The 25313-nt window shown below is 71.1% G+C and carries 22 protein-coding genes and 1 pseudogene; 12 read left to right on the top strand and 11 right to left on the bottom strand.

All coding sequences use genetic code 11. From position 1 onward, the window contains the following. Positions 1 to 276: 276 nt before the first annotated feature. The 3 genes from FHX75_RS03835 to FHX75_RS03825 all read left to right on the top strand — a co-directional run bounded on the left by FHX75_RS03835 (position 277) and on the right by FHX75_RS03825 (position 3240). On the top strand, positions 277 to 612 hold the full coding sequence (locus FHX75_RS03835) for a nucleotide pyrophosphohydrolase (protein ID WP_154936684.1): 336 nt from the start codon (positions 277 to 279) through the stop codon (positions 610 to 612). Between the two features lie 128 nt (positions 613 to 740). Continuing rightward, positions 741 to 2648, top strand: a complete 1908-nt coding sequence (locus FHX75_RS03830) for a DUF2075 domain-containing protein (protein WP_154936683.1) — start codon at positions 741 to 743, stop codon at positions 2646 to 2648. Positions 2649 to 2736: 88 nt separating this feature from the next. Further along, positions 2737 to 3240 (top strand): hypothetical protein, encoded by a 504-nt coding sequence (locus tag FHX75_RS03825; protein ID WP_154936682.1) that lies wholly within the window; start codon positions 2737 to 2739, stop codon positions 3238 to 3240. 55 nt (positions 3241 to 3295) lie between these two features. Here FHX75_RS03825 and FHX75_RS03820 read toward each other — a convergent pair whose 3' ends face one another. From FHX75_RS03820 to FHX75_RS03790, 7 genes and pseudogenes are all read right to left on the bottom strand, one after another. Then, a complete protein-coding gene (locus FHX75_RS03820; RefSeq protein ID WP_154936681.1) occupies positions 3296 to 3970 on the bottom strand; it encodes a TcmI family type II polyketide cyclase in 675 nt (224 codons plus the stop codon). Continuing rightward, on the bottom strand, positions 3970 to 5307 hold the full coding sequence (locus FHX75_RS03815; RefSeq protein ID WP_154936680.1) for a cytochrome P450 family protein: 1338 nt from the start codon (positions 5305 to 5307) through the stop codon (positions 3970 to 3972). The genes FHX75_RS03820 and FHX75_RS03815 overlap by 1 nt, the downstream gene beginning before the upstream one ends. Further along, positions 5304 to 5624, bottom strand: a complete 321-nt coding sequence (locus FHX75_RS03810) for a putative quinol monooxygenase (RefSeq protein ID WP_154936679.1) — start codon at positions 5622 to 5624, stop codon at positions 5304 to 5306. Before FHX75_RS03810 ends, FHX75_RS03815 begins: the two co-directional genes overlap by 4 nt. Next, positions 5621 to 7897, bottom strand: coding sequence for an FAD-dependent oxidoreductase (locus tag FHX75_RS03805; protein WP_154936678.1), 2277 nt, complete (start codon positions 7895 to 7897; stop codon positions 5621 to 5623). The genes FHX75_RS03810 and FHX75_RS03805 overlap by 4 nt, the downstream gene beginning before the upstream one ends. Before the next feature lie 512 nt (positions 7898 to 8409). Next, positions 8410 to 9231, bottom strand: a pseudogene (locus FHX75_RS31430) (AfsR/SARP family transcriptional regulator); the annotation flags it as partial. Between the two features lie 261 nt (positions 9232 to 9492). Further along, positions 9493 to 10287, bottom strand: a complete 795-nt coding sequence (locus FHX75_RS03795) for a serine protease (protein WP_154936676.1) — start codon at positions 10285 to 10287, stop codon at positions 9493 to 9495. Positions 10288 to 10431: 144 nt separating this feature from the next. After that, the gene (locus tag FHX75_RS03790; RefSeq protein WP_246157588.1) at positions 10432 to 11193 is read right to left on the bottom strand and encodes a FadR/GntR family transcriptional regulator; all 762 of its coding nucleotides are present in this window, start codon (positions 11191 to 11193) and stop codon (positions 10432 to 10434) included. A gap of 187 nt (positions 11194 to 11380) precedes the next feature. Between FHX75_RS03790 and FHX75_RS03785 the strand changes: the two genes are divergently transcribed. The 8 genes from FHX75_RS03785 to FHX75_RS03750 all read left to right on the top strand — a co-directional run bounded on the left by FHX75_RS03785 (position 11381) and on the right by FHX75_RS03750 (position 19014). Next, positions 11381 to 12619, top strand: a complete 1239-nt coding sequence (locus FHX75_RS03785; protein ID WP_246157586.1) for an ABC transporter substrate-binding protein — start codon at positions 11381 to 11383, stop codon at positions 12617 to 12619. 76 nt (positions 12620 to 12695) lie between these two features. Beyond that, the gene (locus FHX75_RS03780) at positions 12696 to 13640 is read left to right on the top strand and encodes a carbohydrate ABC transporter permease (protein WP_211364313.1); all 945 of its coding nucleotides are present in this window, start codon (positions 12696 to 12698) and stop codon (positions 13638 to 13640) included. Further along, positions 13637 to 14452 (top strand): carbohydrate ABC transporter permease, encoded by an 816-nt coding sequence (locus FHX75_RS03775; RefSeq protein ID WP_154936673.1) that lies wholly within the window; start codon positions 13637 to 13639, stop codon positions 14450 to 14452. Before FHX75_RS03780 ends, FHX75_RS03775 begins: the two co-directional genes overlap by 4 nt. 7 nt (positions 14453 to 14459) lie before the next feature. Next, positions 14460 to 15608 (top strand): galactonate dehydratase, encoded by a 1149-nt coding sequence (dgoD, locus tag FHX75_RS03770; protein ID WP_154936672.1) that lies wholly within the window; start codon positions 14460 to 14462, stop codon positions 15606 to 15608. 2 nt (positions 15609 to 15610) lie between these two features. Then, positions 15611 to 16249: a bifunctional 4-hydroxy-2-oxoglutarate aldolase/2-dehydro-3-deoxy-phosphogluconate aldolase gene (locus FHX75_RS03765; protein WP_246157585.1), complete on the top strand. Its 639-nt coding sequence runs from the start codon at positions 15611 to 15613 to the stop codon at positions 16247 to 16249. Beyond that, positions 16246 to 17199 carry a sugar kinase gene (locus FHX75_RS03760; RefSeq protein ID WP_154936670.1) on the top strand — a complete coding sequence of 318 codons (954 nt, stop codon included), beginning with the start codon at positions 16246 to 16248 and terminating at the stop codon, positions 17197 to 17199. Before FHX75_RS03765 ends, FHX75_RS03760 begins: the two co-directional genes overlap by 4 nt. A 23-nt stretch (positions 17200 to 17222) precedes the next feature. Continuing rightward, positions 17223 to 18452: a D-mannonate dehydratase ManD gene (gene manD, locus FHX75_RS03755; protein WP_154936669.1), complete on the top strand. Its 1230-nt coding sequence runs from the start codon at positions 17223 to 17225 to the stop codon at positions 18450 to 18452. Next, positions 18442 to 19014, top strand: coding sequence for a gluconokinase (locus FHX75_RS03750; protein ID WP_154936668.1), 573 nt, complete (start codon positions 18442 to 18444; stop codon positions 19012 to 19014). Before manD ends, FHX75_RS03750 begins: the two co-directional genes overlap by 11 nt. A 74-nt stretch (positions 19015 to 19088) precedes the next feature. Here the strand turns inward: FHX75_RS03750 and FHX75_RS03745 are convergent, their stop codons facing one another. From FHX75_RS03745 to FHX75_RS03730, 4 genes are all read right to left on the bottom strand, one after another. Further along, the gene (locus tag FHX75_RS03745; protein WP_154936667.1) at positions 19089 to 21122 is read right to left on the bottom strand and encodes an N-acetylmuramoyl-L-alanine amidase; all 2034 of its coding nucleotides are present in this window, start codon (positions 21120 to 21122) and stop codon (positions 19089 to 19091) included. 143 nt (positions 21123 to 21265) lie between these two features. Beyond that, entirely contained in the window at positions 21266 to 22123 is an 858-nt protein-coding gene (locus FHX75_RS03740) for an ABC transporter permease (protein WP_154936666.1), read from the bottom strand. Continuing rightward, positions 22120 to 23133, bottom strand: coding sequence for an ATP-binding cassette domain-containing protein (locus FHX75_RS03735; protein WP_154936665.1), 1014 nt, complete (start codon positions 23131 to 23133; stop codon positions 22120 to 22122). Before FHX75_RS03735 ends, FHX75_RS03740 begins: the two co-directional genes overlap by 4 nt. A 258-nt stretch (positions 23134 to 23391) precedes the next feature. Continuing rightward, the gene (locus FHX75_RS03730; RefSeq protein WP_154936664.1) at positions 23392 to 24609 is read right to left on the bottom strand and encodes an ROK family transcriptional regulator; all 1218 of its coding nucleotides are present in this window, start codon (positions 24607 to 24609) and stop codon (positions 23392 to 23394) included. Between the two features lie 54 nt (positions 24610 to 24663). On the opposite strand from FHX75_RS03730, the gene FHX75_RS03725 reads away from it, so the two are divergent. Next, positions 24664 to 25293, top strand: coding sequence for an HAD-IA family hydrolase (locus FHX75_RS03725; protein WP_154938747.1), 630 nt, complete (start codon positions 24664 to 24666; stop codon positions 25291 to 25293). Positions 25294 to 25313 lie beyond the last annotated feature (20 nt).

Below are 25313 nucleotides of genomic sequence, written 5' to 3'. Positions count from 1 at the left end.
CTACTGAAACGCCGGCGGCAGCCCCGCCACGAAGCCCGTCGCATCCGACAATGGCGCTGTCCCGCTGCAGGGTCCGAACCTTCTCCGACACCGTTGGATGATCAAGCAGGCAAGGCCGAACGTATCCTCGTCCAGGTCCGCTCTGTATCCTCTGAACAGCCTGCCCTTCCCCACCGCTGTGATATCAGCGGCTGCCGCCCCGACGGCTACGCGGGCTCGTGTGTGGGTGGTACAGACGGCGAATGAGGCTCCTCCTACAAGAAGGAACAACGCAAAGTGGATCCGCTTGCCGCTCGCCTACGGACCTTCGCGGAGGAGCGCGACTGGCAGCAGTTCCACACGCCGAAGAACCTCGCCATGGCCTTGGCCGGTGAGGTAGGCGAACTGCTCGCCGAGTTCCAATGGCTCACCCCCGAGCAATCGGCCCAGGTCATGTGCGAGCCCGAGGCCGGGGCCCGCGTCAAGGCCGAGATCGGTGACGTCATGATCTACCTGACCCGCCTCGCCGACGTCCTCGGCATCGACCTGGTTGAGGCCGCCCTCGCCAAGCTGGACGAGGTGGCCACGCGCTACCCCGTTGAACAGGCCAAGGGCTCCGCCGCCAAGCGGTGAGGCGGGCAGCGAAAAGTTGATCTCTTAGCTACAGTCCTGGGCATCAGAGCGCGTTCCGACGGGCTTCCGGCCACCGCCGGACACGCCCCCCATGCGCACGATCACTTCGTGCTGCCCGGGGGCAAGTGTTGTCAGCGTTTCGCACGTCCGCCGACGGTCTCCTACGCCTGGCCACCAGCGGCACTCTTGCCGACCGGATCGCCGACGGCATCGGGCACAACGTGAGCCCGAACGAGCGTCGCTCCTGGGAGCGGAGTCTCCCCATGCTGGGGCAGGACCTGGTCGACGCAGGTCTCGGCCAGGTGGAGATGTTGATCGAGTACCAGCTCCCGCTGACCAGCAAGCGCGTCGACGTGGTACTCGCCGGCAGTCACCCGACGACCGGCGACGACTCGTACGTGGTCATCGAGCTGAAGCAGTGGTCGCAGGCCGAGTCCTACGAGGGCTCCGACCGTCTCGTCCTGGTCGAGCATGCCCGGGGACCTCGACTGCACCCCGGCGTCCAGGTCGGCGACTACTGCGAATACCTGACCGACTTCCTCGGCATCCTGACCAACCAGCGCAATCCGGTGCGCGGCGCCGCGTACCTGCACAACGCCGTGGACCGCGATGTCAACGACCTCTTCGCCCGGCGGCCCACCGAGCAGAGCCGGATCTTCACCAAGCAACGCCGGGGTCAGTTCCTCGACTACCTTCGTACTCACTTGGCGCCGGCGCCGGGCGCGGCCGCAGCGGACCGCTTCCTCACCAGCGCCGTCCGTCCCAGCAAGCACCTGCTGACGTACGCGGCGAGTGAGCTGAAGGAGCGCGCGCACTTCACACTGCTGGACGAGCAGCGTCTGGCGTACGAACTGGTGTTGCACGCCGTGGAGCGCGCACGTGCCGCGGACCGCAAGTCGGTCGTGGTCGTCTCCGGTGGGCCTGGCAGCGGCAAGAGCGTGATCGCGCTGTCGGTGCTCGGTGAGTTGGCCCGGCAGCAGCGGTCGGTCATGCACGCCACCGGTTCGCGCTCGTTCACCCAGACCCTGCGCCGGTACGCCGGAAAGGGCTCCACCCGGCTGAAGAACCTGTTCGGCTACTTCAACAGCTTCATGTCGGCCGAGCGCAACGGCTTCGACGTGCTGATCTGCGACGAGGCGCACCGCATCCGGGAGACGTCGGTCAACCGGTTCACGCCGAAGGCCAAGCGGGACAAGGCGCGGCCGCAGATCGACGAGCTGATCGCCGCCGCCCGCGTGCCAGTGTTCCTGCTCGACGAGCACCAGGTGGTCAAGCCGGGCGAGCTGGGCAGCGTCGACGTGATCTCGGCGTACGCCAAGCAGCTGAAGCTGGATGTCGAGGTGGTGTCCCTGCACGACCAGTTCCGGTGCGGTGGCAGCGAGGCTTACGAGCAGTGGGTTCTCGATCTGCTCGGCCTCGACGGCGGCGAGCCCTCGGTCTGGGTGGGCGACGGACGGTTCGACCTCCGGTTGGCCGGATCCCCCGCGGAGCTGGAGACGTTTCTGGCCGTCAAGCAGGCCGCCGGTGAGACCGCGCGGATGTCGGCGGGCTACTGCTGGTCGTGGAGCGATCCCCGGCCGGACGACTCGCTGGTGGCGGACGTGCGAATCGGCGACTGGGCCCGGCCGTGGAACGTCAAGAGCGACCGCAGCGTCGGTGACGCCCCGGGCAGCGCCTTCTGGGCAACCGCCCCCGAGGGCTTCGGCCAGGTGGGCTGCGTCTACACGGCCCAGGGCTTTGAGTACGAGTGGTCCGGTGTCATCATCGGGCCGGACCTCGTCGCTCGGAACGGACGACTGGTGACCCGCCGCGAAGAGTCGAAGGACCCGGCGTTCCGCAGCCGGAAATCGGTCACCGACGAGGAGGCGGACAGGCTGATCCGCAACACCTACAAGGTCCTCATGACCCGTGGGATGCGCGGCACCATCGTCTACTCGACGGACGCCGAGACGCGCGCCTGGCTGGCGGGACTGGTAGCGGTGCGACAGCCGGTCGAGGTCGTGTACGGGCAACCCGTGGCAGGGATGATCGAATAGGGCGCGTCCGGCTGGTGGCGGAGGATCGGGCCACTGACTAGTGTCGTGATTTCCAACTGGGCGGTACGACAGGCTTTCGATTCCGAACATGCCTCCACCGCACGAGATTCTCGTGCAATCGGAGGCAGGGGCCTTGCCGGAACACTTCTACGTGTATGTCGCAAAGGATTCGCGGCGAAACCTCGAGATCGGCCGATCCCGTGGAGTCTGGGGATGGCGATCCGAGGCACTCGACCGCCGCAACACGCTCGACCACGGCACGGGCCGTGATGTCGCGCGAAGCATGTCGATCGGGGACTACTTCCTTCTGGTGTCCGGCGGACCTGGCGGTCCGCGGAAACCTGAGGCTGAATTCGTGACGACACCTCTCGACGAACTCGTCATCTGCCGCGTCACGCGCCCTCTCTACTACTCGACCCGACAGGTCTGGCCCGATGACGTCTATCCCGAACGGATCGGTCTCGACGTGATCGACACTGTCGGACCGGTCCAGCCGGCCCGGTTGGGCGTCAGCACGATGCGAAATCTGCACCGATCGGGCAACAACCGGGGCATCCCGGTGACCGGAGATGACGTAAGGCCGCAGAGCTGATCCGCTACGGCCTGGTGGCGGTCGCCGTGACGCCACGGCGACCGCCACCGAAGGCTCAGTCCTCGGCCTGCCAGCGGTAGAACTCCTTGGCCACCGAGTCCTCCGGCCCACGCCACGTCTCCGGGTTGTACGGGCTGATGTACGGACTCAACTCCGCCATGATCTTGGCGAACACCGGCTGCTCGTGGTCCTGCCCCGCGCCGTCGGCGGCCGCCGCGTCGGTGCGTTCCAACAGGTGCACGTAGACGTCGTCGATCGAGTACAGCCAGCGGCCGGTGACGCCGAGCTGGACCGGCAGCGACCCGGCGTCGGACTCGCCGAAGACGCGCGCGACGTCGGGCTCCGCGCCGGGCTTGATCCGTCCGATGATGACGGTGAGGTTCCGGCCGGCCGACTCCGGCGCCGAGTCCTCCTCCGGAACCCAGCTGTAGAACTCCTTGGCGACGGAGTCGGAGGGGTTCTTCCAGTACTTCGGGTACGGCGTCACGTACGGGGCGATGGCCTCGGCGATCTTCTGGAACGCCGGCAGTCCCCGGGTCTGGCCCGAGATCCTCGGGTCCTCCCTGCGTTCGATCACGTGGATGTAGAGGTCGTGGAAGGACAGCAGCCGGCGCCCGATCACGCCGAGGTCCTGCGGTCGGGTCGACTTGTCGTAGTAGCCGAAGACATCGCCGACGATGTCGTCACTGCCCGGAACCATGTGGCAGACGATCACGTTTCGGAAGACCATTACCGCTCCTCGGGTGTGTGGACGCGTGCTTGCGTGGACGGTGATCTCTGGTGGCCGATCGGGGACGGCGCTTCCGCGCCCCCGCCGATCGGGGGCGGCGATCCGGCGTCCCAGGCCGTGAACTCGACCGGAAGCTCCAGCAGGCCACGGAACGGCGACCCTGCCGGCAGCCGGCGCAGCTGGGAGACCGGCACCCCGAGCCGCAGGTCCGGCAGCCGGCGCAGCAGCGCCTCGATGGCGATCTGTGCCTCCATCCGGGCCAGCGAGACCCCGAGGCAGTAGTGGACGCCGTGGCCGAAGCCGATGTGCGGGCCCCGCACCCGGCGCAGGTCCAGCCGGTCCGGGTCGGCGAAGTGGGCCGGGTCGTGGTTCGCCGCGTTGATCACCACGCCGACGATCGACCCGCGCGGGATGCGGACGCCCTGGTACTCGACGTCCTCGGTGGCGATCCGGGGACTGGCAACCGGCAGCGGGCCGTCGAACCTCAGCAGCTCCTCGATGGCCGAGGGCAGCAGTTCCGGCTTGGCGCGCAGCAGGTCGAGCTGGTCGGGATTGGTCAGCAGCGCCACGGTGGCGTTGCCGAGGAAGTCCGCGGTGGTCTGGTGTCCGGCGAACAGCAGCAGGAACGTGGTGGTGACAAGTTCGGGTTCGGACAGCTGTCGGCCGTGTTCGCAGGCGTCGATCAGCGCGCTGATCATGTCGTCGCCGGGGTGCGCGCGTTTGGCCTGGATCAGGTCGACGAGATAGTGGTGCAGCCGGAGTTGGGCCTCCTGCACGGCCGCCCGGTCCTCCTCCGGACTACGGCCGGACGACCCGGACGTCCTGATCACCTGGGTCCAGTCGAGGACCCGCTCGTGGTCGGTCTCCGGGATGCCGAGCAGGTGGCTGATCACCATCATCGGCAGCGGGATCGCGAAGTCGTGCATCAGCTCGGCCTGACCCTGCGGGATGATCTTGTCGAGCAGGTTGTCGACGATCTCCGCCACCCGGGGCCGCAGGGCCTCGACCCGGCGCGGCGCGAACGCCTGCGACACGATCCGGCGCAGCCGGGTGTGCTCGGGCGGGTCCGCGTTGAGCATGTTCTTGTTCAACGCCTCGGAGTTCCGCCCGAAGATCCGCAGGTACTCCTGGCCCGGCCCGTAGAGGTCCTTGGACAGCCGGGGGTCGATCAGCGCGGCCTTGGCGTCGTCGAACCGGGTGATCAGGTACGAGTCGAACCGCGGCGAGCTGATCGGGCACACCGGCTTCTCCGCCCGCAGCCGGGCGAAGGCGGGATAGGGATTGGCGGCGAACTCGGGGGTGTAGAGCTCCGACGCGGGTACGGCATCCTCGGTCATCGCGACTCCTCGGGCTCGCTGCGTACGCTGTGCAGAACCTGGTAGGTGTGCCGCTGCGCGGATTCGCGAAGCTCGCGGATCATCTGCAGCAGCCGGTCCCGGTGCTCGCTGCGGCCGAAGGCGTCCAGCCGTTCGCGGTCCGCCCAGTCGCTGATGATCAGATAACTGCGCGGGTCGTCGGCGTCGCGGACCAGGTCCTGGTTCAGGCACCCGTCCAGCGCGCGGATCTGCTCCGCCGCGGAGCGCCACTCCGCCTCGAACCGTTCCTCGCAGCCCTCCTTGGTACGCATGGCGAGCACGGTGCGTACCGTCGTCATCGCGCGCCTCCGAAGACCAGTTGCAGGTGCTTGCCGAGCGCGTCGGCGTCGATCGGCTGGCTGCGGAACCCGACGTGCCCGTCCGGGCGGATCAGGTAGAGGCCGCTGCCGTTGACGCCGTAGGTGGCGCGGAAGCCGCCTTCGGCGTCGTGCACCACCGGCGGATCGAGCAGCGACGGCACCGGGGCGTCCGGGCTGAGCAGCAGGTAGATGTCGACCTGCCCGGACGTCTGCCGGCGGACGTCGGCGCAGAGCTTGCCGAGGTCGGTCGACGCCGCCAGGTCGACGGATTTGTCGGCGTAGAGCAGCAGCGTGTGCCGGGTGCCGTGGGTCAGCTCGTGCAGGCGCAGCGGGTGCCCGACGCCCCGCCGCTGCAGGCCACCGACGTCGGGAGCGCGGTCGCCGGGCCCGGGGCCGGCGCGCAGGGCGTCGGGAGCGGACAGCGACTCGCCGACCAGCGGGCTGTCCGCGTAGCTGAGCAGCATGGACATCTCCTGGAGGAACTGCCGCTTGAGGTCGTCGCGGTCCAGCTCGTCGGTGAAGGCCAGCCGCACCGCGCGCCCGACGATCTCCTCGCCCTCCGGGCGCCGTTCGGTCTCGTAGCTGTCCAGCAGCCCGGGGGCGGCGATCCCGCGTACCGCCAGGGCCAGTTTCCACGCCAGGTTCCAGGCGTCCTGGATGCCGGTGTTCATGCCCTGACCGCCCGCGGGCGGGTGCAGGTGGGCCGCGTCGCCGGCCACGAACACCCGGCCGTCGCCGTACCGGTCCACGATGCCGTGGCTGATCCGGAACACCGACGACCAGCGCAGGTTGGACGCGCGGGTGCCGGGCGGGGCCAGCCGGTCCAGCGCGACCTGCAGGTCGGCGAGGGTGGGTTCGGCGAGTTCCTCGCTGAATCCCGGCGGGGCGTCCTGCCCGCCGGTCTGCGCGAAGAACCGGGGCGGCGCGAGGGTGGCGATCCGGTACCGGGACTCGCCGCGCAGCGGCACGCAGACGAGCATCCCGTCCATCTGGCCGTCGGTCTCATGCATGAACCGGAGCAGGTGGCCCTCCGGCATGTCCCAGTCCACGTCCACGTCGCAGAGCATGAACAGCTGCGGGAACCGGCCCAACCCGCCGGAGAACGTCAACCCGAGCAGCTCGCGGACCTTGCTGTGCGCGCCGTCGCAGCCGACGAGGTACTTGGCGCGTACCGTCTCCTCGCCGGCGGCGGTCGCGAGCGTGGCCAGCACGCCCTCGTCGTCCTGGGTGAACGCGACCAGCTCGGCACCGCGCTGCGGCCGTACGCCGAGGGTGGCCAGCCGTTCGGTGAGGATGCGCTCGGTCTCGTACTGGGGCAGGCCGAGGTGTGCGTAGGGCAGCTCGGGAAGCTCCCAGCTCATCTGGTGGGTCTGCACCCCGTTGACGAACACCATGTTGCCGGTCAGCCAGATGCCGGCGTCCATCGCGTCGCGCACGATGCCCTGGCTCTCCCAGATCTCCATCGTGCGGCAGTGCACGCCGATCGCCTTGTCGGCCTGCCCCGGCGGGGTGGCCCGCTTCTCGACCACCCGGCACTCGATGCCGCGCCGGGCCAGCTCGACGGCGGCGGTCAGCCCGGTGGGCCCCGCTCCGACGATGAGTACGTCCGTTGTCGTGTGCACGTCGATCTCCTTGCCCGTACTCGGTTCTCGCCTGGTGTCGGAATGAGCCGCGCTGTGGAACAGGCGGCGCCGGAAGTCGAGGAGGAACGGCGCGATCGGCCCGGCCTCCTCCTGCGCGTGTGCGGGGTTGCCGATCCAGCGGAAGAACTCCGCTTCGCTGCGCCATTCGGCGAAGATGTGGTGGACGTCCGAGTCGGGCTCGCGCAGCAGGTCCTCGCGCAGGTAGCCGGGCACGTCCGCCATCCGTGCCTTCACCTCGGCGTAGCCGCGGGTGAACTCGGCGAGCCGGGCGGCCGGCACGGTGACCTCGACGTCCACGAAGATGCTCCGCCCCGGCCCGCCGGGGTCACGCATCACCTGGTAGCTGTCGGCCGAGGGCGGCTCCCGCAGCGGGCGGACGGCGGCGGAGAAGCGCGCGGCGACGGGGCCGTTCTCGTAGCCGCGCAGCGCCGACTCGTCGGTCCACTCGGTGACGACGACGAACGAGCGCGGGTCGTCGGCGTCGCGGAGCAGGGCCTGCACGAGGTTGCCGGGCAGCTCGCCGACCTGCCCGGCGACCGCTCGCCACGCGGCTGCCACGGCGTCCTCGCAGCCCGGCCGCGCGCGTATGCGGCACATCGCTCTGATCATGGAAGCTCCTTCGACGGCCGGTGCGCGACGGTGCGGCGGTGGCACCTACTTCGCCGGCGCGCGTCGGCCGTTGCCGGGCGGGAGTCGCGAGCGGTGAGCGTTCTGCGGATCATCACGGATTCCTTCCTGGGCCCCGCGGAGGTGGTTCCTCGGCCGGTCCGCCGGCCTCACGGTCGGGACGACGGCCGGCGCGCGTCCTTTCTCGACCGGTCGCCCGGACCGAACGGCGGCACTCCCGGCTGCGCCGGGTGACAGGTCCCGGCCAGCGGCGCCCGGACCGCGACGCCGTCGTCCTGCGACCTTGCCGGACCTCGCGTCACCCCGCCGTCACCGGCGACCGGCGCCGGGTCCGGCCGCGTTGACGGGGCGGGGACGGGCCCGCGGAGCAGTGGCGCCCGCGCCGGCGGGTGGCCCGCCGTGGGCGCGGGGAGGAGGTTCGGCGGGCCGGGGTGGGCGCGCACGGTGGCCCGGTCGCCGGGCGGGCCGGGGACGAGTCGCGGGACGCCGCGCGCCGGCTGGGCGGGGGCCTGCCTCGGCCGGTCGTGGGACGCGAGCACCTCGCTGATCAGCGCGCGCATCGCCGCGGACGGTTCCAGTTGCAACTCGCGCCGCAGCAGGTCGCGGTAGACGAAGTAGGCGTGCAGCGCCTCGTACGCGTTGCCCTCCGCCAGGTGCGTCTGGACCACCAGCCGGTGCGGGGTCTCCCGCAACGGTTCGGCCGTCATCGCCTCGAGCGCGGCCTGCAACGCCTCCCCGTGCTCGCCGGCGCGCAGGTGGGCCCGGGCCATCTCGTCGAGCAGGTGCAGCCGCAACTGTCTGAGCCGTTCCCGCTCCAGCAGGACCCAGTCGTCGTACCAGCCGGGCAGCAGATCGTGGCGCCCGGCGGCGAGGACCGCCGCCGCCGGCCGGGGATCGCCACCCTGGCTCACCCGGGCGTCGGCCCGGGCCAGCTCGTCGACGTCCACATCGACCATCGGGTGCAGCCGGACCGTGTCGCCGTCGGTGATTACCGGGCAGGACGGGTCCCGGCGCAGCCGCCACAGCGCGGTCCGCAACGAGGACAGGGCGCGCTCCTCCGGCACCTCCGGCCAGAGCAGGCCGGCCAGTTGGGCGCGGGTCGCGCCCGGGCGCAGCCCGATCAGCGCGATGGTGCGTTGCAGGCCGCGGGGCACCACCACCGGCCGCCTGCTGTGCAGCAGCCGGAAGCCGCCGAGCAGTAGGAGGCGGACCGTCGGCTCGGCGTCGGACACCGGCTGTGGTGTGCCGCCCTCTGCCGTGGACAACCGGATGCTCTTGTCACAGTTCACGATCGACTCCCTGCACCGGGGGACCATGGGCGGCGAAGGCCTTGTCGGAGCCGACCGACCGCCCGGCTGGACCGGTGAAGGGGGGCCTCGGGTGGCCCGTGGATCGCTCGCCTCAGCTGGAAGTTTCCGCAATCGGCGTCACCCCAGCGTCACCGCGCGCCAGAATCTGTGCGTTTCCTGTGACAGTCCGGTGACACGGCACCTGCCCCGGCACGCCGGCGGCCCGGCTGGTCGTCAGCCGGGCCGCGAGGGGTCGTACGGTCAGCCGCCGAGAGCGGCGGCGCCCGCTCAGCCGCCGAGACTGGCGGCGGCCGAGGCGATGGACGAGGAGAAGTAGCTCACCTGGGTGTAGACGCCGGGGTAGTTGGGCCGGGCGCAGCCGTTGCCCCAGCTGACGATGCCGACCTGGATCCACGCGTTGGCGGCGTCGCGGCGGAACATCGGGCCGCCCGAGTCGCCCTGGCAGGTGTCCGTGCCGCCGCCGGCGTACCCGGCGCAGATCTCCTCGGCGACGATGATCTGGCCGCCGTAGTTGGCGTCGCAGGTGGAGTCGCTCACGAACGGCACGGTCGCCTTGAGCAGGTACCGCTGCTGGGAGCCGCCCTCTCGGGCCGCGCCCCAGCCGGCGACGGTGAACGTGCCGTTGTCGTAGGCGGTCGTCGTGGCGATCGGCAGGGTGCTCAGCCCGGTGACCGGGGTGGCCAGCCGGATCAGCGCCCAGTCCTTGCCGCTGCCGTTGTAGCCGGGCGCGCGGTAGACGTAGTTCGACCGGACGGTGATCCGGCTGGACGACTGCAGGTCGACCACCCCGAGCGTCGCGGTGATGCTGGTGTTGGTGCCCGTGCGGCCCACGCAGTGCGCGGCCGTGAGCACCAGTCGCGGGCTGTACAGGGCGCCGCCGCAGCCCATCGAGAGTCGCACCATGAACGGGAACTCCCCCTGGGCGGCACGGGTGCCGCCGACGACGTACGGGGTCGGGGTGGGCTCGGCCGCGGCGGCGGGCGCGGCGAGGGTGAGGCTGCCCGCGGTCACCGCGGTCAACGCGGCGGCCAGCAGGCCGGTGAGGGTACGCCAACGAAGCATGTGGTCCTCCGCATTCCGACCGGCACGCCTGGTGAGGAGCGCACCTGATTCAGGGTTGCGGACATCATATTGATGCCAATCGATCGGGCTGCCCTATCCGCTGGGTCATACCCCCGGCGATATGGACGCCACGGCTCAGCGGAGTCAGCCCTGGCCGGGCTCGCCGGCCTGCTCCCACATCGACTTCATCTCGTCGAACGCCTGCTCCATGATCCGCACCATGGCGTCCCGGGCCCGTTCGCCGTCGCGTCGCTGGATCGCCTGGGCGACGTCGGCGTGCAGTTGCAGCGCCTGCTCGTCCGGGTAGTGCGGCATCAGGTGGTAGTGGTGCCGGCCGGTGAGCACCTCGGCGACCAGTTCCTGGAGTTTCACGAACATCTCGTTGCCGGAGGCGACCAGCACCCGCCGGTGGAACTCGATGTCCAGGCTGAGGAAGCGCTCCTCGTCACCGGCCTTCCCGGCGGCCCACATCTTGGCGGCGAGCCCGACCAGGTCGCTCGCCTCGTCGTGGTCGACGCGGCCGGCGGCCAGCCACGCGGCGTGTGGCTCGACGGCGGTCCGCAGCTCGGTGATCGAGCGCATCTGCGCCATGCGACCGGCCGAGGCGAGCCGCCAGCGGATCACCTGCGGATCGAAGACGTTCCACGCCTCGGCCGGTCGGATCATGACCCCGACCCGGCGCCGGGTCTCGACGAATCCCATGGACGCGAGCACCCGCAGGACCTCGCGGATCACCGAGCGGGACACGCCGTACCGCTCGACGAGGTCGTCGATGTTGAGGACGGATCCGGCGGCCACCTCGCCGCCGCAGATGGCGGTGCCGAGGTGGTCGAGAACGCGGGCGTGCAGGCCGGCCTCGGCAGGGGCGGGCGGGACGGGTGCGACCCCTGGGGAGGACTGATCCACGGCTCGGAGCATATCAGTTGGAGATCACCTCTTGAATAAGTCAGCTTTTTCGGCCTAGCATCCGGTCGTTAAGCGGACGTTACAACGATGTGGCGCTCCTCCCCCGGGCGGCGGCCACCACACAGAAGGAGAGATGGACGTGCGGCGTCGATCGATAATCGGAACTTCTCTGGCCGTGGTTGCCGCCATGGGCCTGAGCGCGTGCGGCGGCGGTGAGGACAGCGGCGCTTCCAAGACCGTCCGGGTGACCCTGGCCAACCACGTGTGGACGGAGAACATCAAGAAGGCCCTGCCCGAGTTCGAGAAGCAGACCGGACTCAAGGTCGAGCTCACCCAGCTCGGCGAGGACCAACTCTCCGACCAGTACAACGTCAAGCTGAACGCCGGCTCCAGCGATATCGACGTGATGATGTACCGCCCCCTGCAGGAGGGGAAGCTGTTCGCCAAGAACAAGTACCTCGCCGACCTGTCCGACGAGGTCAAGTCCAACAAGGACTGGGACTTCAGCGACTTCCAGGCCGGCCCGGTGCAGGCCACCTCGTACGAGGGCAAGGCGGTCGGGGTTCCGATCATCACCGAGCAGGAGGTCCTGTACTACCGCAAGGACCTGCTGGCCAAGGCCGGGCTGACCGCCCCGCCGAAGACGCTCGACGAGCTCAAGGCGGCGGCCACGAAGATCAAGGCAGCCGATCCGAGCGTCGCCGGCTTCGTCGCCCGTACCGGCAAGTCGCCGGCGGTCACCCAGTTCTCCAGCTTCCTCTACAGCTTCGGCGGTGACTTCGTCGACAGCAGCGGCAAGGCCACCGTCAACACCGAGCAGGCCAAGCAGGCGTACGCGTACTACGGCGGGCTCATCAAGGACCAGGGCCCGGCGAACGTCAGCACCGACATGAGCTGGCCGGAGGCGATGGCCATCTTCACCCAGGGCAAGGCCGCCTTCTACACCGAGGCGAACTCGCTCTACAAGAACGCCACCGACCCGGCCAAGTCGAAGGTCGCCGACACCGTCGGCTTCGCGCCGTTCCCGGCCGGCCCCGCCGGGTCGAAGCCCTACAACATCCCCTCCTGGGCGCTGGGCGTCAACGACAGCTCGAAGAACCAGAGCAACGCCTGGAAGTTCGTCGAGTGGGCGACCGGCAAGGAGCAGACGCTCGCGCAGCAGAAATTGGGCGTGCCGAGCGCGCGTACCTCGGTGTGGGCCAACCCGGAGGGCACCGCGTCCTACCCGAAGGACCTCGTCGAGGCCATCGCGGCCAGCACCAAGGACGGCGTCGGTCACGACCGCCCGCTGGTCAACAAGGTCGCCCAGGCCCGGGAGATCGTCGGCCAGCCGATCGTCGACGCCATCGCCGGCAAGGACGCGGCGGCCGCGGCCGAGACCGCCAACACGGCGTTCCAGAAGTTCCTGGACGACGAGGCCAAGTAAGCCGAGCGCGGGGTGGCGGCGCCCTCCGGCTCCGCCACCCCGCTCCCCCGTCCGGCCCGCCCACCCCGGAGATCTCATGGCAACAGTCACCACCCGCACCAGACCCCACGACGCCTCCGCCACGCCCGACACGCCCGGCTGGGCCCGCTGGGCCAATGACCATCGCAAGTGGCTCTTCGCGGCGCCCGCCATGGTGTTCGTCGCCGCGCTGATCATCTTCCCGCTGGCCTGGACCGGCTATCTGAGCCTGACCGACGCCGAGGGTTCGGTGCGGGCCGAGTCGGAGTTCGTGGGCTTCCATAACTACGTCGAGGTGCTCTCGGACACCGACCGGTTCTGGCCCGCCGTCGGGCGGACCGCCGCGTTCACCGTCGTCGCGCTGCTGTTCGAGGTCGTCCTCGGCATGGCCGTCGCGCTGTTGCTGTGGCGGCCGTTCCGGGGCCAGAAGTGGGTCCGGGTCGCCATCCTGATGCCGCTGGTCGCCACCCCGGTCGCGGTCGGCATGATGTGGCGGCTCATCTTCGACCCGAACATCGGTATGGCCAACCAGGTGCTCGGCTGGTTCGGCATCGGACCCCAGCCGTGGCTCGCCGGCCAGCACTCGGCGCTGCCCACGACGATCTTCATCGACGTCTGGCAGTGGACGCCGATGGTCGTGCTGATCCTGCTCGCCGGCCTGACCTCCCTCTCCGACGAGCCCCAGGAGGCGGCGCGCATCGACGGGGCCAGCAGCTGGCAGCGGTTCCGGCACGTCACCCTGCCGCTGGTGATGCCCACCGTGATCGTCGCGATCCTGCTGCGCGGCATCGACGCGCTGAAGACCTTCGACATCCTCTACGCCACCAAGGGCCGCGGCGGCGGCTCGTTCCACGAGGTCGAGACGCTCAACGTGTACGCCTACGGCCTGAGCTTCGACTACAACGAGTACGGAATTTCATCGACGGTCCTCATCATCTTCTTCCTGATCATCATCGGGTCGATGTGGGCCCTGACGTCCCGCAGGAAGGAGGCGCAGCGATGAAGGCCCGCTCCGCCTACCGGATCTTCCGCTTCGTGGCGCTCACCGTCGTGGTGATCGCGCTGCTCGCACCGCTGTTCTGGATGATCGCCGCGTCGTTCAAGACCAACGTCGACATCTACGACACGGGCAAGGCGGTCGTCTTCTCGCCCACCGTGGACAACTACGCCAACGTCCTGCAGCAGGCGAACTACGTCCAGTTCATCGGCAACAGCCTCTGGGTGGCCTTCGCGGCCACCGCGCTCTCCCTGCTGCTCGGCGTGCCGGCGGCCTACTCGATGAGCCGCTTCAACATGCGCAAGTCGGCGCTGGTGGTGCTCATGGCGCGGGTCATCCCCGGTGTCTCGCTGCTGGTGCCCTGGTACTACGTCTTCTCCAACCTGCAGATGGTCGGCGGGTTCGGCGTGCTCATCCTCAGCCACATGTTCGTGTCGCTGCCGCTGGTGGTCTACATCATGATGGGCTACTTCGACGGCCTCCCCCTCGAACTCGAGGAGGCGGCGCTCGTGGACGGGCTGACCCACATCGGCGCGTTCCGCCGGATCACGCTGCCGCTCTCGGTGCCGGGCGTGGCCACCGCCGGCATCCTGTCCTTCATCTTCTCCTGGAACAACTTCATGTTCGCCCTGGTGCTCTCCGGCGCCGACACCAAGACCCTGCCCGTCGCGATCTTCGACTTCGTCGGCTACGCCAGCATCGACTGGGGTGGCCTGATGGCGGCGGCCACCGTCGTCACCCTGCCGATCATGCTGATCGCCCTGTTCGTCCAGAAGTACGTCGTCTCCGGGCTCACCGCCGGCGCGACGAAGGGCTGAGGACACCATGACGACAATCGCCCGCATCGAGACGTTCCTCGTCGCCCCCCGCTGGCTCTTCGTCCGCGTCGAGACCGAATCCGGGATCGTCGGCTGGGGCGAGGCGACCTGCGAGGGGCGCTCCGAAACCGTCCGGGCCGCCGTCGAGCAGCTCGGTGAACTCCTGATCGGCCGGGACGCGCTGCGGATCGAGGACCACTGGCAGGTCATGACCAAGGGCTCGTTCTACCGGGGCGGCCCGATCCTGGCCAGCGCCGTGGCCGGCCTCGACCAGGCGCTCTGGGACATCGCCGGCAAGCGGTACGGCGCACCGGTGCACCAACTGCTCGGTGGGCCCGTCCGCGACCGGATCCGGGTCTACGGCTGGGTCGGCGGCGACGAGCCGAACGAGGTCCGCGACCACATCGCCGCGCAGGTGGCGGCGGGCCTGACCGCCGTCAAGATGAACGCCTCCGGGCGGATGAGCCCGATCGCGTCGGTCGCCGAACTGGACGGGGTGGTCCAGCGGGTGGCCGCCGCCCGCGAGGTGCTCGGCGACGAGCGTGACGTCGCCGTCGACTTCCACGGCCGGTTCACCCTCGCCAACGCCCGCCGCGTCGCCCCGCTGCTGGAGCCGTACCGGCCGCTGTTCCTCGAGGAGCCGGTCGTGCCGGAGAACTCCCACCTCATCGGCGACTTCGTCCGGTCGACCACCACCCCGGTGTCGACCGGCGAGCGGCTCTACAGCCGGCAGGAGTTCCTGCCCGTCCTCCAAGCCGGCATCGCGGTCGCCCAACCGGACCTCTCGCACGCCGGCGGCATCACCGAGGTACGCAAGATCGCCGCGCTCGCCGAGGTCTACGACGTGCAGCTCGCCCCGCACTGCCCGCTCGGGCCGATCGCCCTGGCGGCCTGCCTGCAGGTCGGCTTCGCCACGCCCAACTACCTGATTCAGGAACAGAGCATCGGCATCCACTACAACCTCGGCGCCGAGGTGCTCGACTACTGCCTGGACAAGACGCCGCTGACCTTCGTCGACGGGCACGTCGAGCGGCTCACCGCGCCGGGGCTGGGCATCGAGATCGACGAGCAGGCGGTACGGGCGGCCGACAAGCGCGGCCACGCCTGGCGCAGCCCGATGTGGCGGCACCGCGACGGCTCCTACGCGGAATGGTGACCATGACCCTCGACCTGACCAAAGAACTCGCCGCGGCCCGCGTTCTGGCGGTCATCCGCGGCACCGACACCGCCGCCGCGGTCGCCACCGGCATCGCGCTGCTGAAGGAGGGGGTCCGCGTCGTCGAGGTGGCTCTCACGACGCCCGGCGCACTGCACGCGATCGAGGCCATCCGCTCGGCCGCGCCCGCCGAAGCGCTGGTCGGCGCGGGAACGGTGCTGACCACCGCCGACGTCGCCGACGTGATCGCCGCCGGCGCGCAGTTCATCGTCACCCCGGCCGTCGTCGAGTCCATCCCCGAGGCGGTGCGCCGCGGACTACCGGTCGCCGCCGGGGCGTTCACCCCGACCGAGGCGTACACGGCCGTGCGGATGGGGGCGTCCGCCGTGAAACTCTTCCCGGCGTCCGTCGGCGGCCCGGCGTACCTGAAGGCGCTGCGCGACCCGTTCCCGGACATTCCCTTCGTCGCGGTCGGCGGGGTTGGCCTGGCCGAGATGCCCGGCTATCTGAGCGCCGGGGCGATCGCCGTCGGCGTCGGCGGCCCGCTGGTCGGAGACGCCGCCTCCGGCGGTGACCTCGACGGGCTGCGCCACCGGGCGCGGGCCTACCTGGCGGCGGCTGCCCGCCCGCCGGCCTCATGACCGCGGTCGACCTGCTCACCTTCGGCGAGGCCCTGGTGTCGCTGCGGGCGCCCGGCCCGCTGGCCGCCGGGGGCGCGCTGACCATGCACCTGGCCGGGGCGGAGTCCAACGTCGCGATCGGTCTGGCCCGGCTCGGGCACCGGGTCGCCTGGGTGGGCCGGGTCAGCGAAGACGAACTGGGCGAGTACGTGCTGCGGCAGTTGCGCGCCGAGGGCGTCGGCGTGGACGACGTGACCAGGGATGCCGACCGGCCCGCCGGTCTGCTGTTCCTGGAACGGCGCACCGCCGACCTGACCCGGGTGCGGTACCACCGGGCGGGCTCGGCCGGCTCGGCCTTGCGCGTGGCAGACCTGCGCAGGCCGATCGGCGACGGTGCCCGGGTGCTGCACCTGACCGGGATCACCCCGGCACTGTCCGACAGCGCCCGCGAGGCCACCCGGTGGGCGGCCGAGACCGGCTCCCGGTCCGGGATGCTCGTCAGCCTCGACGTCAACCACCGGAGCCGGCTCTGGACGCGGGAAGCCGCCCGCGCCGTGCTGGCCCCGCTGGCCGCCCACGCGTCGGTCGTCATCGCCTCCGCCGACGAACTGGACCTCGTCGGCGAACCGGGGTCGGACGAGTCCACGGCCGTGGCGGGCCTGCTGGCGCGCGGAGTGGAGACCGTACTGGTCAAGCTGGGCGCCGACGGCGCCCGGGCGTACACCCGCGACGGCGTGCGGCAGGTCGCGGCGGTACGCGTGACCGCGGTGGACACCGTCGGCGCGGGCGACGCGTTCACCGCCGGCTACCTCTCCGGGCACCTCGACGGACTCGACCTGGCCGGCCGCCTGCGCCGCGCGGTGACCCTCGGCGCGTTCGCCGTCGCCGGTCACGGCGACTGGGAGGGACTGCCCCGCCGCGACGAACTGTCCCTTCTCGACGGCCACGAGACCGGAAACACCCTTCGCTGAGCACCACCTGAGAAAGGCACCCCGTGAAGATTGTCGCAGCGGACGTCATCGTCACCAGCCCCGACCGCAACTTCGTCACCCTGAAGATCACCACAGACGACGGGCTCACCGGCCTGGGCGACGGCACCCTCAACGGGCGGGAACTGGCGGTCGCCTCGTACCTGGCCGACCACGTCGTCCCGCTGCTGATCGGGCGGGACCCGCACCGCATCGAGGACACCTGGCAGTTCCTGTACCGCTCGGCGTACTGGCGGCGCGGACCGGTGACCATGGCGGCGATCGCGGCCGTCGACGTCGCGCTCTGGGACATCAAGGCGAAGGCCGCCGGAATGCCCCTCTACCAGTTGCTCGGCGGCGCGTCGCGGACCGGCGTCATGGCGTACGGGCACGCCTCCGGGCGGGACATCCCCGAGCTGTTCGACTCGATCCGCAACCACCTCGAGCTCGGCTACCGGTCGATCCGGGTGCAGACCTCCGTGCCGGGGATCAACGCCGTCTACGGGGTCGCCGCGCAGCCCGGCCCCGACGGCAAGCGGTACGACTACGAACCGGCGCAGCGCACCCCGCTGCCGGCCGAGGAGGACTGGGACACCCGGGCCTACCTGCGCCACCTCCCCGGCGTCTTCGAGGCGGTACGCAACGAGTTCGGCCCCGAGCTGCCGCTGCTGCACGACGGCCATCACCGGATGACCCCGATCCAGGCCGCCCGGCTCGGCAAGGACCTCGAACCGTACGACCTGTTCTGGCTGGAGGACTGCACCCCGGCGGAGAACCAGGAGGCGCTGCGGCTGGTCCGCCAGCACACCACCACGCCGCTGGCCATCGGCGAGGTCTTCAACACGGTCTGGGACTACCAGACGCTCATCCGGGAACAGCTCATCGACTACGTACGGTCCGCCGTCACCCACACCGGGGGCATCACGGCCATGCGCAAGCTCCTCGACTTCGCCGCGCAGTACCAGATCAAGTCCGGTATCCACGGTCCGACGGACATCTCACCGGTCGGCATGGCGGCCGCGCTCCACCTCGACCTCGCCATCCACAACTTCGGCATCCAGGAGTACATGCAGCACGGGCCACTGACCAACGAGGTGTTCCGGCAGTCGTTCACCTTCGCCGACGGCTACCTCCACCCAGGCGAGCAGCCGGGTCTCGGCGTGGAGCTCGACGAGCAGGCCGCCGCACGGTTCCCGTACACGGCGGCGTACCTGCCGTTCAACCGGCTCAAGGACGGCACCGTCCATGACTGGTGACGGGCGTCGCACCCACGGCAACCCGCGGCCGACCCGGCACGTCGTCGTGATGGGCGTGTCCGGTGCCGGCAAGACGACCGTGGCCAGGGGAATCAGCGAGCTGACCGGGCTGACGTTCGCCGAGGCGGACGAGTTCCACTCCGAGGCCAACGTGGCGCGGATGCGCTCGGGCGTACCGCTGGACGACGCGGCCCGCTGGCCCTGGCTGCGCGACCTCGCCGCGTGGATGGCCGCCCGCCACGCCGAAGGAGTGTCGACGGTGCTGGCCTGCTCCGCGCTGAAGCGGTCCTACCGGGACCTGCTGCGGCAGGGGCCGCCGGACCTGGACTTCGTCCACCTGGACGGGCCGGCGCAGGTGATCCGGGACCGGATGTCCCGGCGCGCCGGGCACTACATGCCGACGAGCCTGCTGGACTCCCAGACGGCGATCCTGGAGCCGCTGCGCCCGGACGAGTCCGGCGTGGTCCTCGACGTCTCGCTGCCGCCGGACGAGCTCGTCACGGCGGCGGTCGCCCGGCTCGGCCTCGCCGGCACCGGAGCACCTGTCCCGCAGCTCGGGTAGGTCCGGATACCGCACGAGATCAAGGCCGTTACCCGCGTCTGCGCGGGTAACGGCCTTGATCGTGCCGGGAACGGCTACTGTGGCGCGCCCACCGCGGCGGGCAGGACGAGGACGTCGTCCAGGTTCGCGTACATCACCCGGTGGCCGAACTGGATCTGCACGTACCGGTTCGCGCCGCGGACCACCGTCCGGTCACCCGGCGCCGAGCCGTCGAAGGAGACGGCGCGGTAGTACTCGCCCGGCAGGACCCCACCGAAGGCGTAGCGCTGGCCCGCCGCGAAGGTGTACTGCAACGGCGAGATCGTCTGGTACGGGATGGTGGCCGGGTACGCCGCCTTCTCGGGGTAGGCCCGCCCGTACACCGGGATGGTGGCCCGGCCCGGCCTGGGCGTCACCACGAAGCCGGACGCCCACTTCGCCGTGGGGGCCGACGGCGGGTTGAGGAACCACGCCTTCTGGCCGAGGTACCAGATGGCGGTCCAGTCGCCCTGGACGCCGGCGAGGGCGTACGTCTGGCCGGCCGAGGCGCGGGCGCCGTGATCGGAGATGTACATGGTGTCCGGCGTGCCGTTCGGCCGCAGACCCCGGTCGTTGACCAGCGGCGCGTCGAGGCTGGGGGCGGTGCGCAGGATGACCGAGGACGAGCCGCGCAGCGGGCAGGGCACGGCCGGCGGCACCGGCTTCGGCACGCCCGGCGGCTGCTGGTTGCAGCCGATGAAGGCCGGCTGGTTGCTGGCGTAGTCCGGGTCGATGGTGACCAGGCCGGTGTGCGGGGTGCCGGTGGCGTGGAACGGCGCCTTCATCAGCTCGAAGTAGTGCGACCAGTCCCAGTAGGGGCCCGGGTCCCAGTGCATGCCGGCCACGTTCCCGGCCACCGTGCCGGAGACGTTGTCGTGGCCGAGGATGTGCTGGCGGTCCAGCGGGATCTGGAACCGCAGCGCCAGGTGCCGGACCAGCTTGGCCGAGGTCCGGTACATCGCCTCGGTGTACCAGGTGCCGTGGCCGGCGAAGCCCTCGTGCTCGACGCCGATGGACTTGGCGTTGACGTACCAGTTGCCCGCGTGCCAGCCGACGTTCTCGGCCTTGATGTGCTGGGCGACGTAGCCGTCCACCGAACGCAGCGTGTAGTGCCAGCCCAGGTAGGTCTTCGTCTGGACCAGCTTCACACTCGGGCCGAAGTAGCCCTCGGTGTCGTGGATGACGATGTACTCGATCTTCTGCTGCGCCGGCCGGTCACCGAGGTCGTGGTTGCCGTAGTCGCCCGGGTTCGGGCCGTACTTCTCGTAGGGGGCGGGGAGCCACTCGCAGGCGAGGCGGACCGGGCACTCCAGGCCGTCCGGCCGCTCGGCGCGGCGCAGCCCGAGCCGGTGCAGCCCGGACTCGTCCGGCGTCACCGCCCGGGCGGCGAGGGTCACCCGGTGGCCGTCGTCGGTCGTCCGGCTGGCGCCGAGGCCGAGCTGGTCGTACACCTCGTCGGCGAAGGCCGCCGCCGCGTCCGCGGTGTCCGCGCCGGAGTACCGGGCCACCGCGCCGTACCAGGCCGCCGGGTCGCTGCCGGCACCGTCGGGCCCGCCGAGCTCCTGCTGGTACGACGCGAGCAGCGCCGCGCCACCACGGATGTTGGCGGCGGCGTCGGTGCGCAGCGCCTCCTCGGGTACGCCGGTGAGGGTGGCCGCCGCGTCGAGCGTCTGCAGGGACGCCTGCGGCAGGGTGTCCCCGCTGGGGGCGGCCCCCAGCGCCGGGTCGACGGCCAGCGGGCGGGACTCGTCGCCCCGAGGGTCCTCGTCCTCGTCGACGTGGCCGCTGGCCGGGGTCGACGCGACCTGCGCGGCGTCGGTCAGGTGCATCGGCCCGTAGCCGCCGCTGGTGCTCGGCTGTCCGGCGTGGGTGTCCCAGCGGGATTCCAGGTAGGACACGGCGAGCAGGACGCTCTCCGGCACGCCGTACTCGGCGGCCGCGGCGGCGTACTGCTGCTGCCGGTCGTCGGCTGCGGAGGTCCCCGCGGGGAGCGGATCGGCGGCGACCGGCCCGGTGGCGAGCAGGGCGGTGGCTGCGGCGACGGCGGCAGCCAGCAGGACACGTCTGCGTGGCACGGCGATGGGGCGCATCGAACCTCCAGGTGGGGCGGGGGCCACTGCACGCACACCCTCGCCCCGGGAAACGGCCGCTGTCAATAGCCTTCCTGCTAATCACAATGCATGAAAAAATCCTTCACCGGCTGGTGCGCGCGGGATCGTTCGTCGCGTCAGGATCAGCGGCGGTTGTACCGGTACATCGTCAGGGTGCCGAAGACCACGACGAACCCGGCGCTCCACAGCAGCGTCCACATCATGCTCGACGCGTCGGAGGACCCCGACATCGCCGCACGCACCGAGGCCACCAGCTGCGTGACCGGGTTGACCTTGACGAACGCCTGGAGCCAGCCGGGCATCGTGGCCGGTTCGACGAAGACGTTGCTCAGGAACGTCAGCGGGAACAGCACCATCATGCTGACGCCCATCACGGACTTCTCGCTGCGCAGGATCAGGCCGAAGAACGTCCACACCCAGGAGAACGCGAACGAGAAGACCACCAGCAGGCCGATCCCGGCCAGCACCCCGAGCAGCCCGCCGCCGGGCCGGAACCCCAGCGCCAGCCCCACACCGAGGATGACCAGGGCCGCCAGGACGTAGCGCAGCACGTCGCCGAAGATCATGCCGACCAGCGCGGCCGGCCGCCAGACGGGCAGCGTACGGAAGCGGTCGAAGACGCCCTTCTCGATGTCGGTGTTGAGGCCGACGCCGGTGTACATGGTGATCATCACGACGCTGGTCACCATGATCCCGGGCAGGAAGAACTGCAGGTAGTCCCGCGGGCTGTCGGCGAGGGCGCCGCCGAACAGGTAGGTGAACATCAGCACCATGATGATCGGGAACGCCGTCACGTCGAACAACTGCTCCGGCACGTGCTTGATCTTCAACATGGCGCGCCAGCCGAAGGTGAGCGACGCCGACAGCGCCGTCGGCCGGGGCGGTCGCGCGCCCGGCGCGAGCACGGTGCCCAGCGCCTCGGCGGACGGTACGTAGACGGCCGGGGCGGGCCCGGTCGTGGTGGTGGCGGTCTCGCTCATCGGGCTGCCTCCAGCTCGTTGTTCTGCTCGTCCACCGTGGCGGCGGGATGGTCGGTCAGGGCCAGGAAGACCTCGTCCAGGCTCGGCTGGCCGACGGAGAAGTCGTCCACGACGATGCCGGCGCCGGCCAGGTCACCGAGGGCGCGGGCCGCGTGCCGGGTCGCGTCGAGGTCGCTGCCGCCCCCGCCGACCCGGGCCGTCAGCGCGACCGGGTCGGCGTCGAGCTGCACCGGAACGCCCAGCGCCGCCTGCAGCACCTTCTCGGCCTCGGGCCGCTGCCCCGGGTCGCGCAGCCGCAGATGGACGGTGCCGGAGCCGACCGACGACTTCAGCTCCCCCGGGGTGCCCTCCGCGATCACCCGGCCGTGGTCGATCACCGCGATCCGGCCGGCGAGGTGGTCCGCCTCGTCCAGGTACTGGGTGGTCAGCAGCACCGTCGTGCCGTGCGCCACGACGGCCCGGATGATCTCCCAGACCTGGTTGCGGCTGCGGGGGTCCAGCCCGGTCGTCGGCTCGTCCAGGAACAGCAGGTCGGGAGTGTTCAGGATGCTCGCCGCGATGTCGATGCGCCGTCGCATGCCGCCCGAGTACTTCTTCACCTGGCGGTCGCCCGCCTCGGTCAGGCCGAACGCGGCGAGCAGGCTCTCGGCACGGTCGCGGGCCGCCGGCTTCTTCAGGCCCAGCAGGCGACCGAGCAGCACGAGGTTCTCCGTGCCGGTCAGATCCTCGTCCACCGAGGCGTACTGGCCGGTCAGGCTGACCCGGGCGCGGACCGCGTCGGCGTCGGCGACCACGTCGTGACCGAAGACCCTCGCCGTGCCGCCATCGGGACGCAGCAGCGTCGCCAGCACCCGTACCGCCGTGGTCTTGCCGGCGCCGTTCGGGCCGAGCAGGCCGTAGACCGTACCGGCGGGGACCTGGAGATCGATGCCGTTGAGCGCTCGGGTCTCCCCGAACGCTTTGGTCAGGCCCTCGGCCTCGACGGCCGGGCCGGTGGTACGTCTACTCATGATCTCAACCCTTCTCTCATCCATTCCAGGTAGCGCCTCCCGTCGCACCGCGCGGACCTGACCAGCGGGGCCGCACGCCGGGACGCCGAGCGGCACCGTCACCGTGCTGAAGACCTGCGGAACCGGCCCGACCGCGTGCAGGCCGATTGAACGGCACCCGTACGACACGAAATCGACCGGCGTGGCCGGCCACTCCGTCATACGCCTGGTGGATCGCCTTTTCAACGAGGCCGGGAGAGTGTGGTGGTGCTCGGGGAATCAGCCGGAAAGCGTCGGGGCCGCGTCGCCGGGTGGTGTCGCGAGGGTGCGCACCCACTCGGCGAGGGCGCTCTGGCCGGTGACGTGGTCGAGCCCGACGATGGCGGCGCCGCGCAGCGAACCCTCGTCCCCGTGTGCGGCGTCCACGACCGACGGCGGGCGGGCGCGGTGCAGGGTCATCAGACCGTCGGTGTAGGCGGTGTCGAAGGCGTCGGCGGCGGCGTGCCGCAGGGCGGGGCCGAGTCCACCGAGCGTGATCAGGTCGGGGTCGTGGAGGTTGGTCAGACCCGCGATGCCGCTGCCGAGGGAGATCGCGACGGCCCGGACCGCCTGGCGGGCGCGCGGGTCCACGGCGCACCGGTCGAGGACCTGCCCGGCGTAGCGCCGCGGATCGGCGGGTGGGGATTCGCCGAGGTGGCGGGCCAGGCCACGGCCGTCGACGTCGAGGTCCCAGCAGCCGCGGGCGCCACAGGGGCAGCGCTGTTCCCGGTCGCCGAAGGGCAGGTGGCCGTACTCGCCGGCGGCGCCGTGCGCGCCCGTCACCGGTACCCCGGCGATGGTGAGCGTGCCGCCGATGCCGACCCCCACGATCAGGTGCAGGGCGGTGCCGGCCGCGACGGCGGCGCCGGTACGGGCCTCGGCGACGCCGGCGAGGGTCGCGTCGTTGCCGAGCAGCAGCGGCAGGTCCGTGCCGGCGGTGACGGCGGTGAGGTCGACCGAGCGCCAGCCGAGGGTGGCGGCCTGTACGAGGTGGCCGTCATGGATGGTGCCGGCGACCGCCAGCGACACCGCGCGAAGGCGCGCGCCGTACCGCTGGCGGGTCGCCTCGACACTCTGCCGCACGGCGGCCAGCACGGTGGCCGGCTCGCGGGTCCGGTGGGACCGCTGCCGGACCTCGTGCAACTGCCCGTCGATGGTCGCGACGGCGTGTCGCCAGTCCTCCTGCCGCAGGTCGACGGCGAGTACCACCGGCCCCTCGGGATGCGGTCGCAGGACGGTCGTGGGCCGCCCCCGTCCCCGCGCCGGCGCGGGTGTCTCGGTGAGCAGGCGCAGGTCACGCAGCCGGGCGGTGATCTCGGTGGCGAAACCGCTGGTCAGCTGCAACTCGGCGGCCATGGCGGCCCGGGTGATGCCCGGACGCCGGTGCAGCGTGGCCAGCACCTGCGACGCGGTGAGCCAGCGCGCCGTCTCGGCGCGGTGCCGGGAAGGACTTGCCATGAGCGGGCCTCACCACCTTATCCTCGCCGTGCGAGTATATTAGGGGAGGTGACCATGGACGTGTCGTCGGTCGGTGCAGTGCTGTTGGACATGGACGGCACTCTGGTGGACTCCGACGCCGCGGTCGAGCGGGCGTGGCGGGTGTGGGCGGCCGAGTACGGCGTCGACCCGGAGGCGGTGCTGGCGATCGCGCACGGCAGTCCCGCCGACCGCACGGTGCGTCGACTGCTGCCGGGCCTGGACGACGCCGCGGTGGCCGCGGCAGCGGACTGGCAGCTGGCGTTGCAGTACGACGACCTGTCCGACGTCACCGCCACCCGTGGTGCGCCGGCGCTGCTGGAGACGCTGGCGAGGCTCGGGCTGCCGTGGGCGGTGGTGACCAGCGCCGACAGCCGGCTGGCGAAGGCCCGGCTCGGCGCGGCGGGAATCGACGCGCCGGTGCTGGTCACGGTGGAGGACGTCACGGTGGGGAAGCCGGACCCGCAGGGCTACCTGCGCGCCGCCGAGCTGCTCGACGTGCCGCCGGCGCGGTGCCTGGTCGTGGAGGATGCCGACGTCGGCCTGCGGGCCGGACGGGCCGCCGGCGCGATGACCGCCGCACTCAAGGGGCTGGACGGCGACCTTCGCCTCGATGACCTGGGCCAACTGGCGGAGCTGCTGGCCGCGGCGGGTCCGCGTCCGTAGTGGCGTGGCCGGTGGGGCGC

Origin of the sequence: Micromonospora palomenae, from assembly GCF_007829925.1 — a bacterium.
In the GTDB taxonomy this organism is placed as follows: Bacteria; Actinomycetota; Actinomycetes; order Mycobacteriales; family Micromonosporaceae; genus Micromonospora; species Micromonospora purpureochromogenes.
Note: the sequence above shows the minus strand (reverse complement) of the source record. Positions and strands in the feature narration are given on the sequence as shown.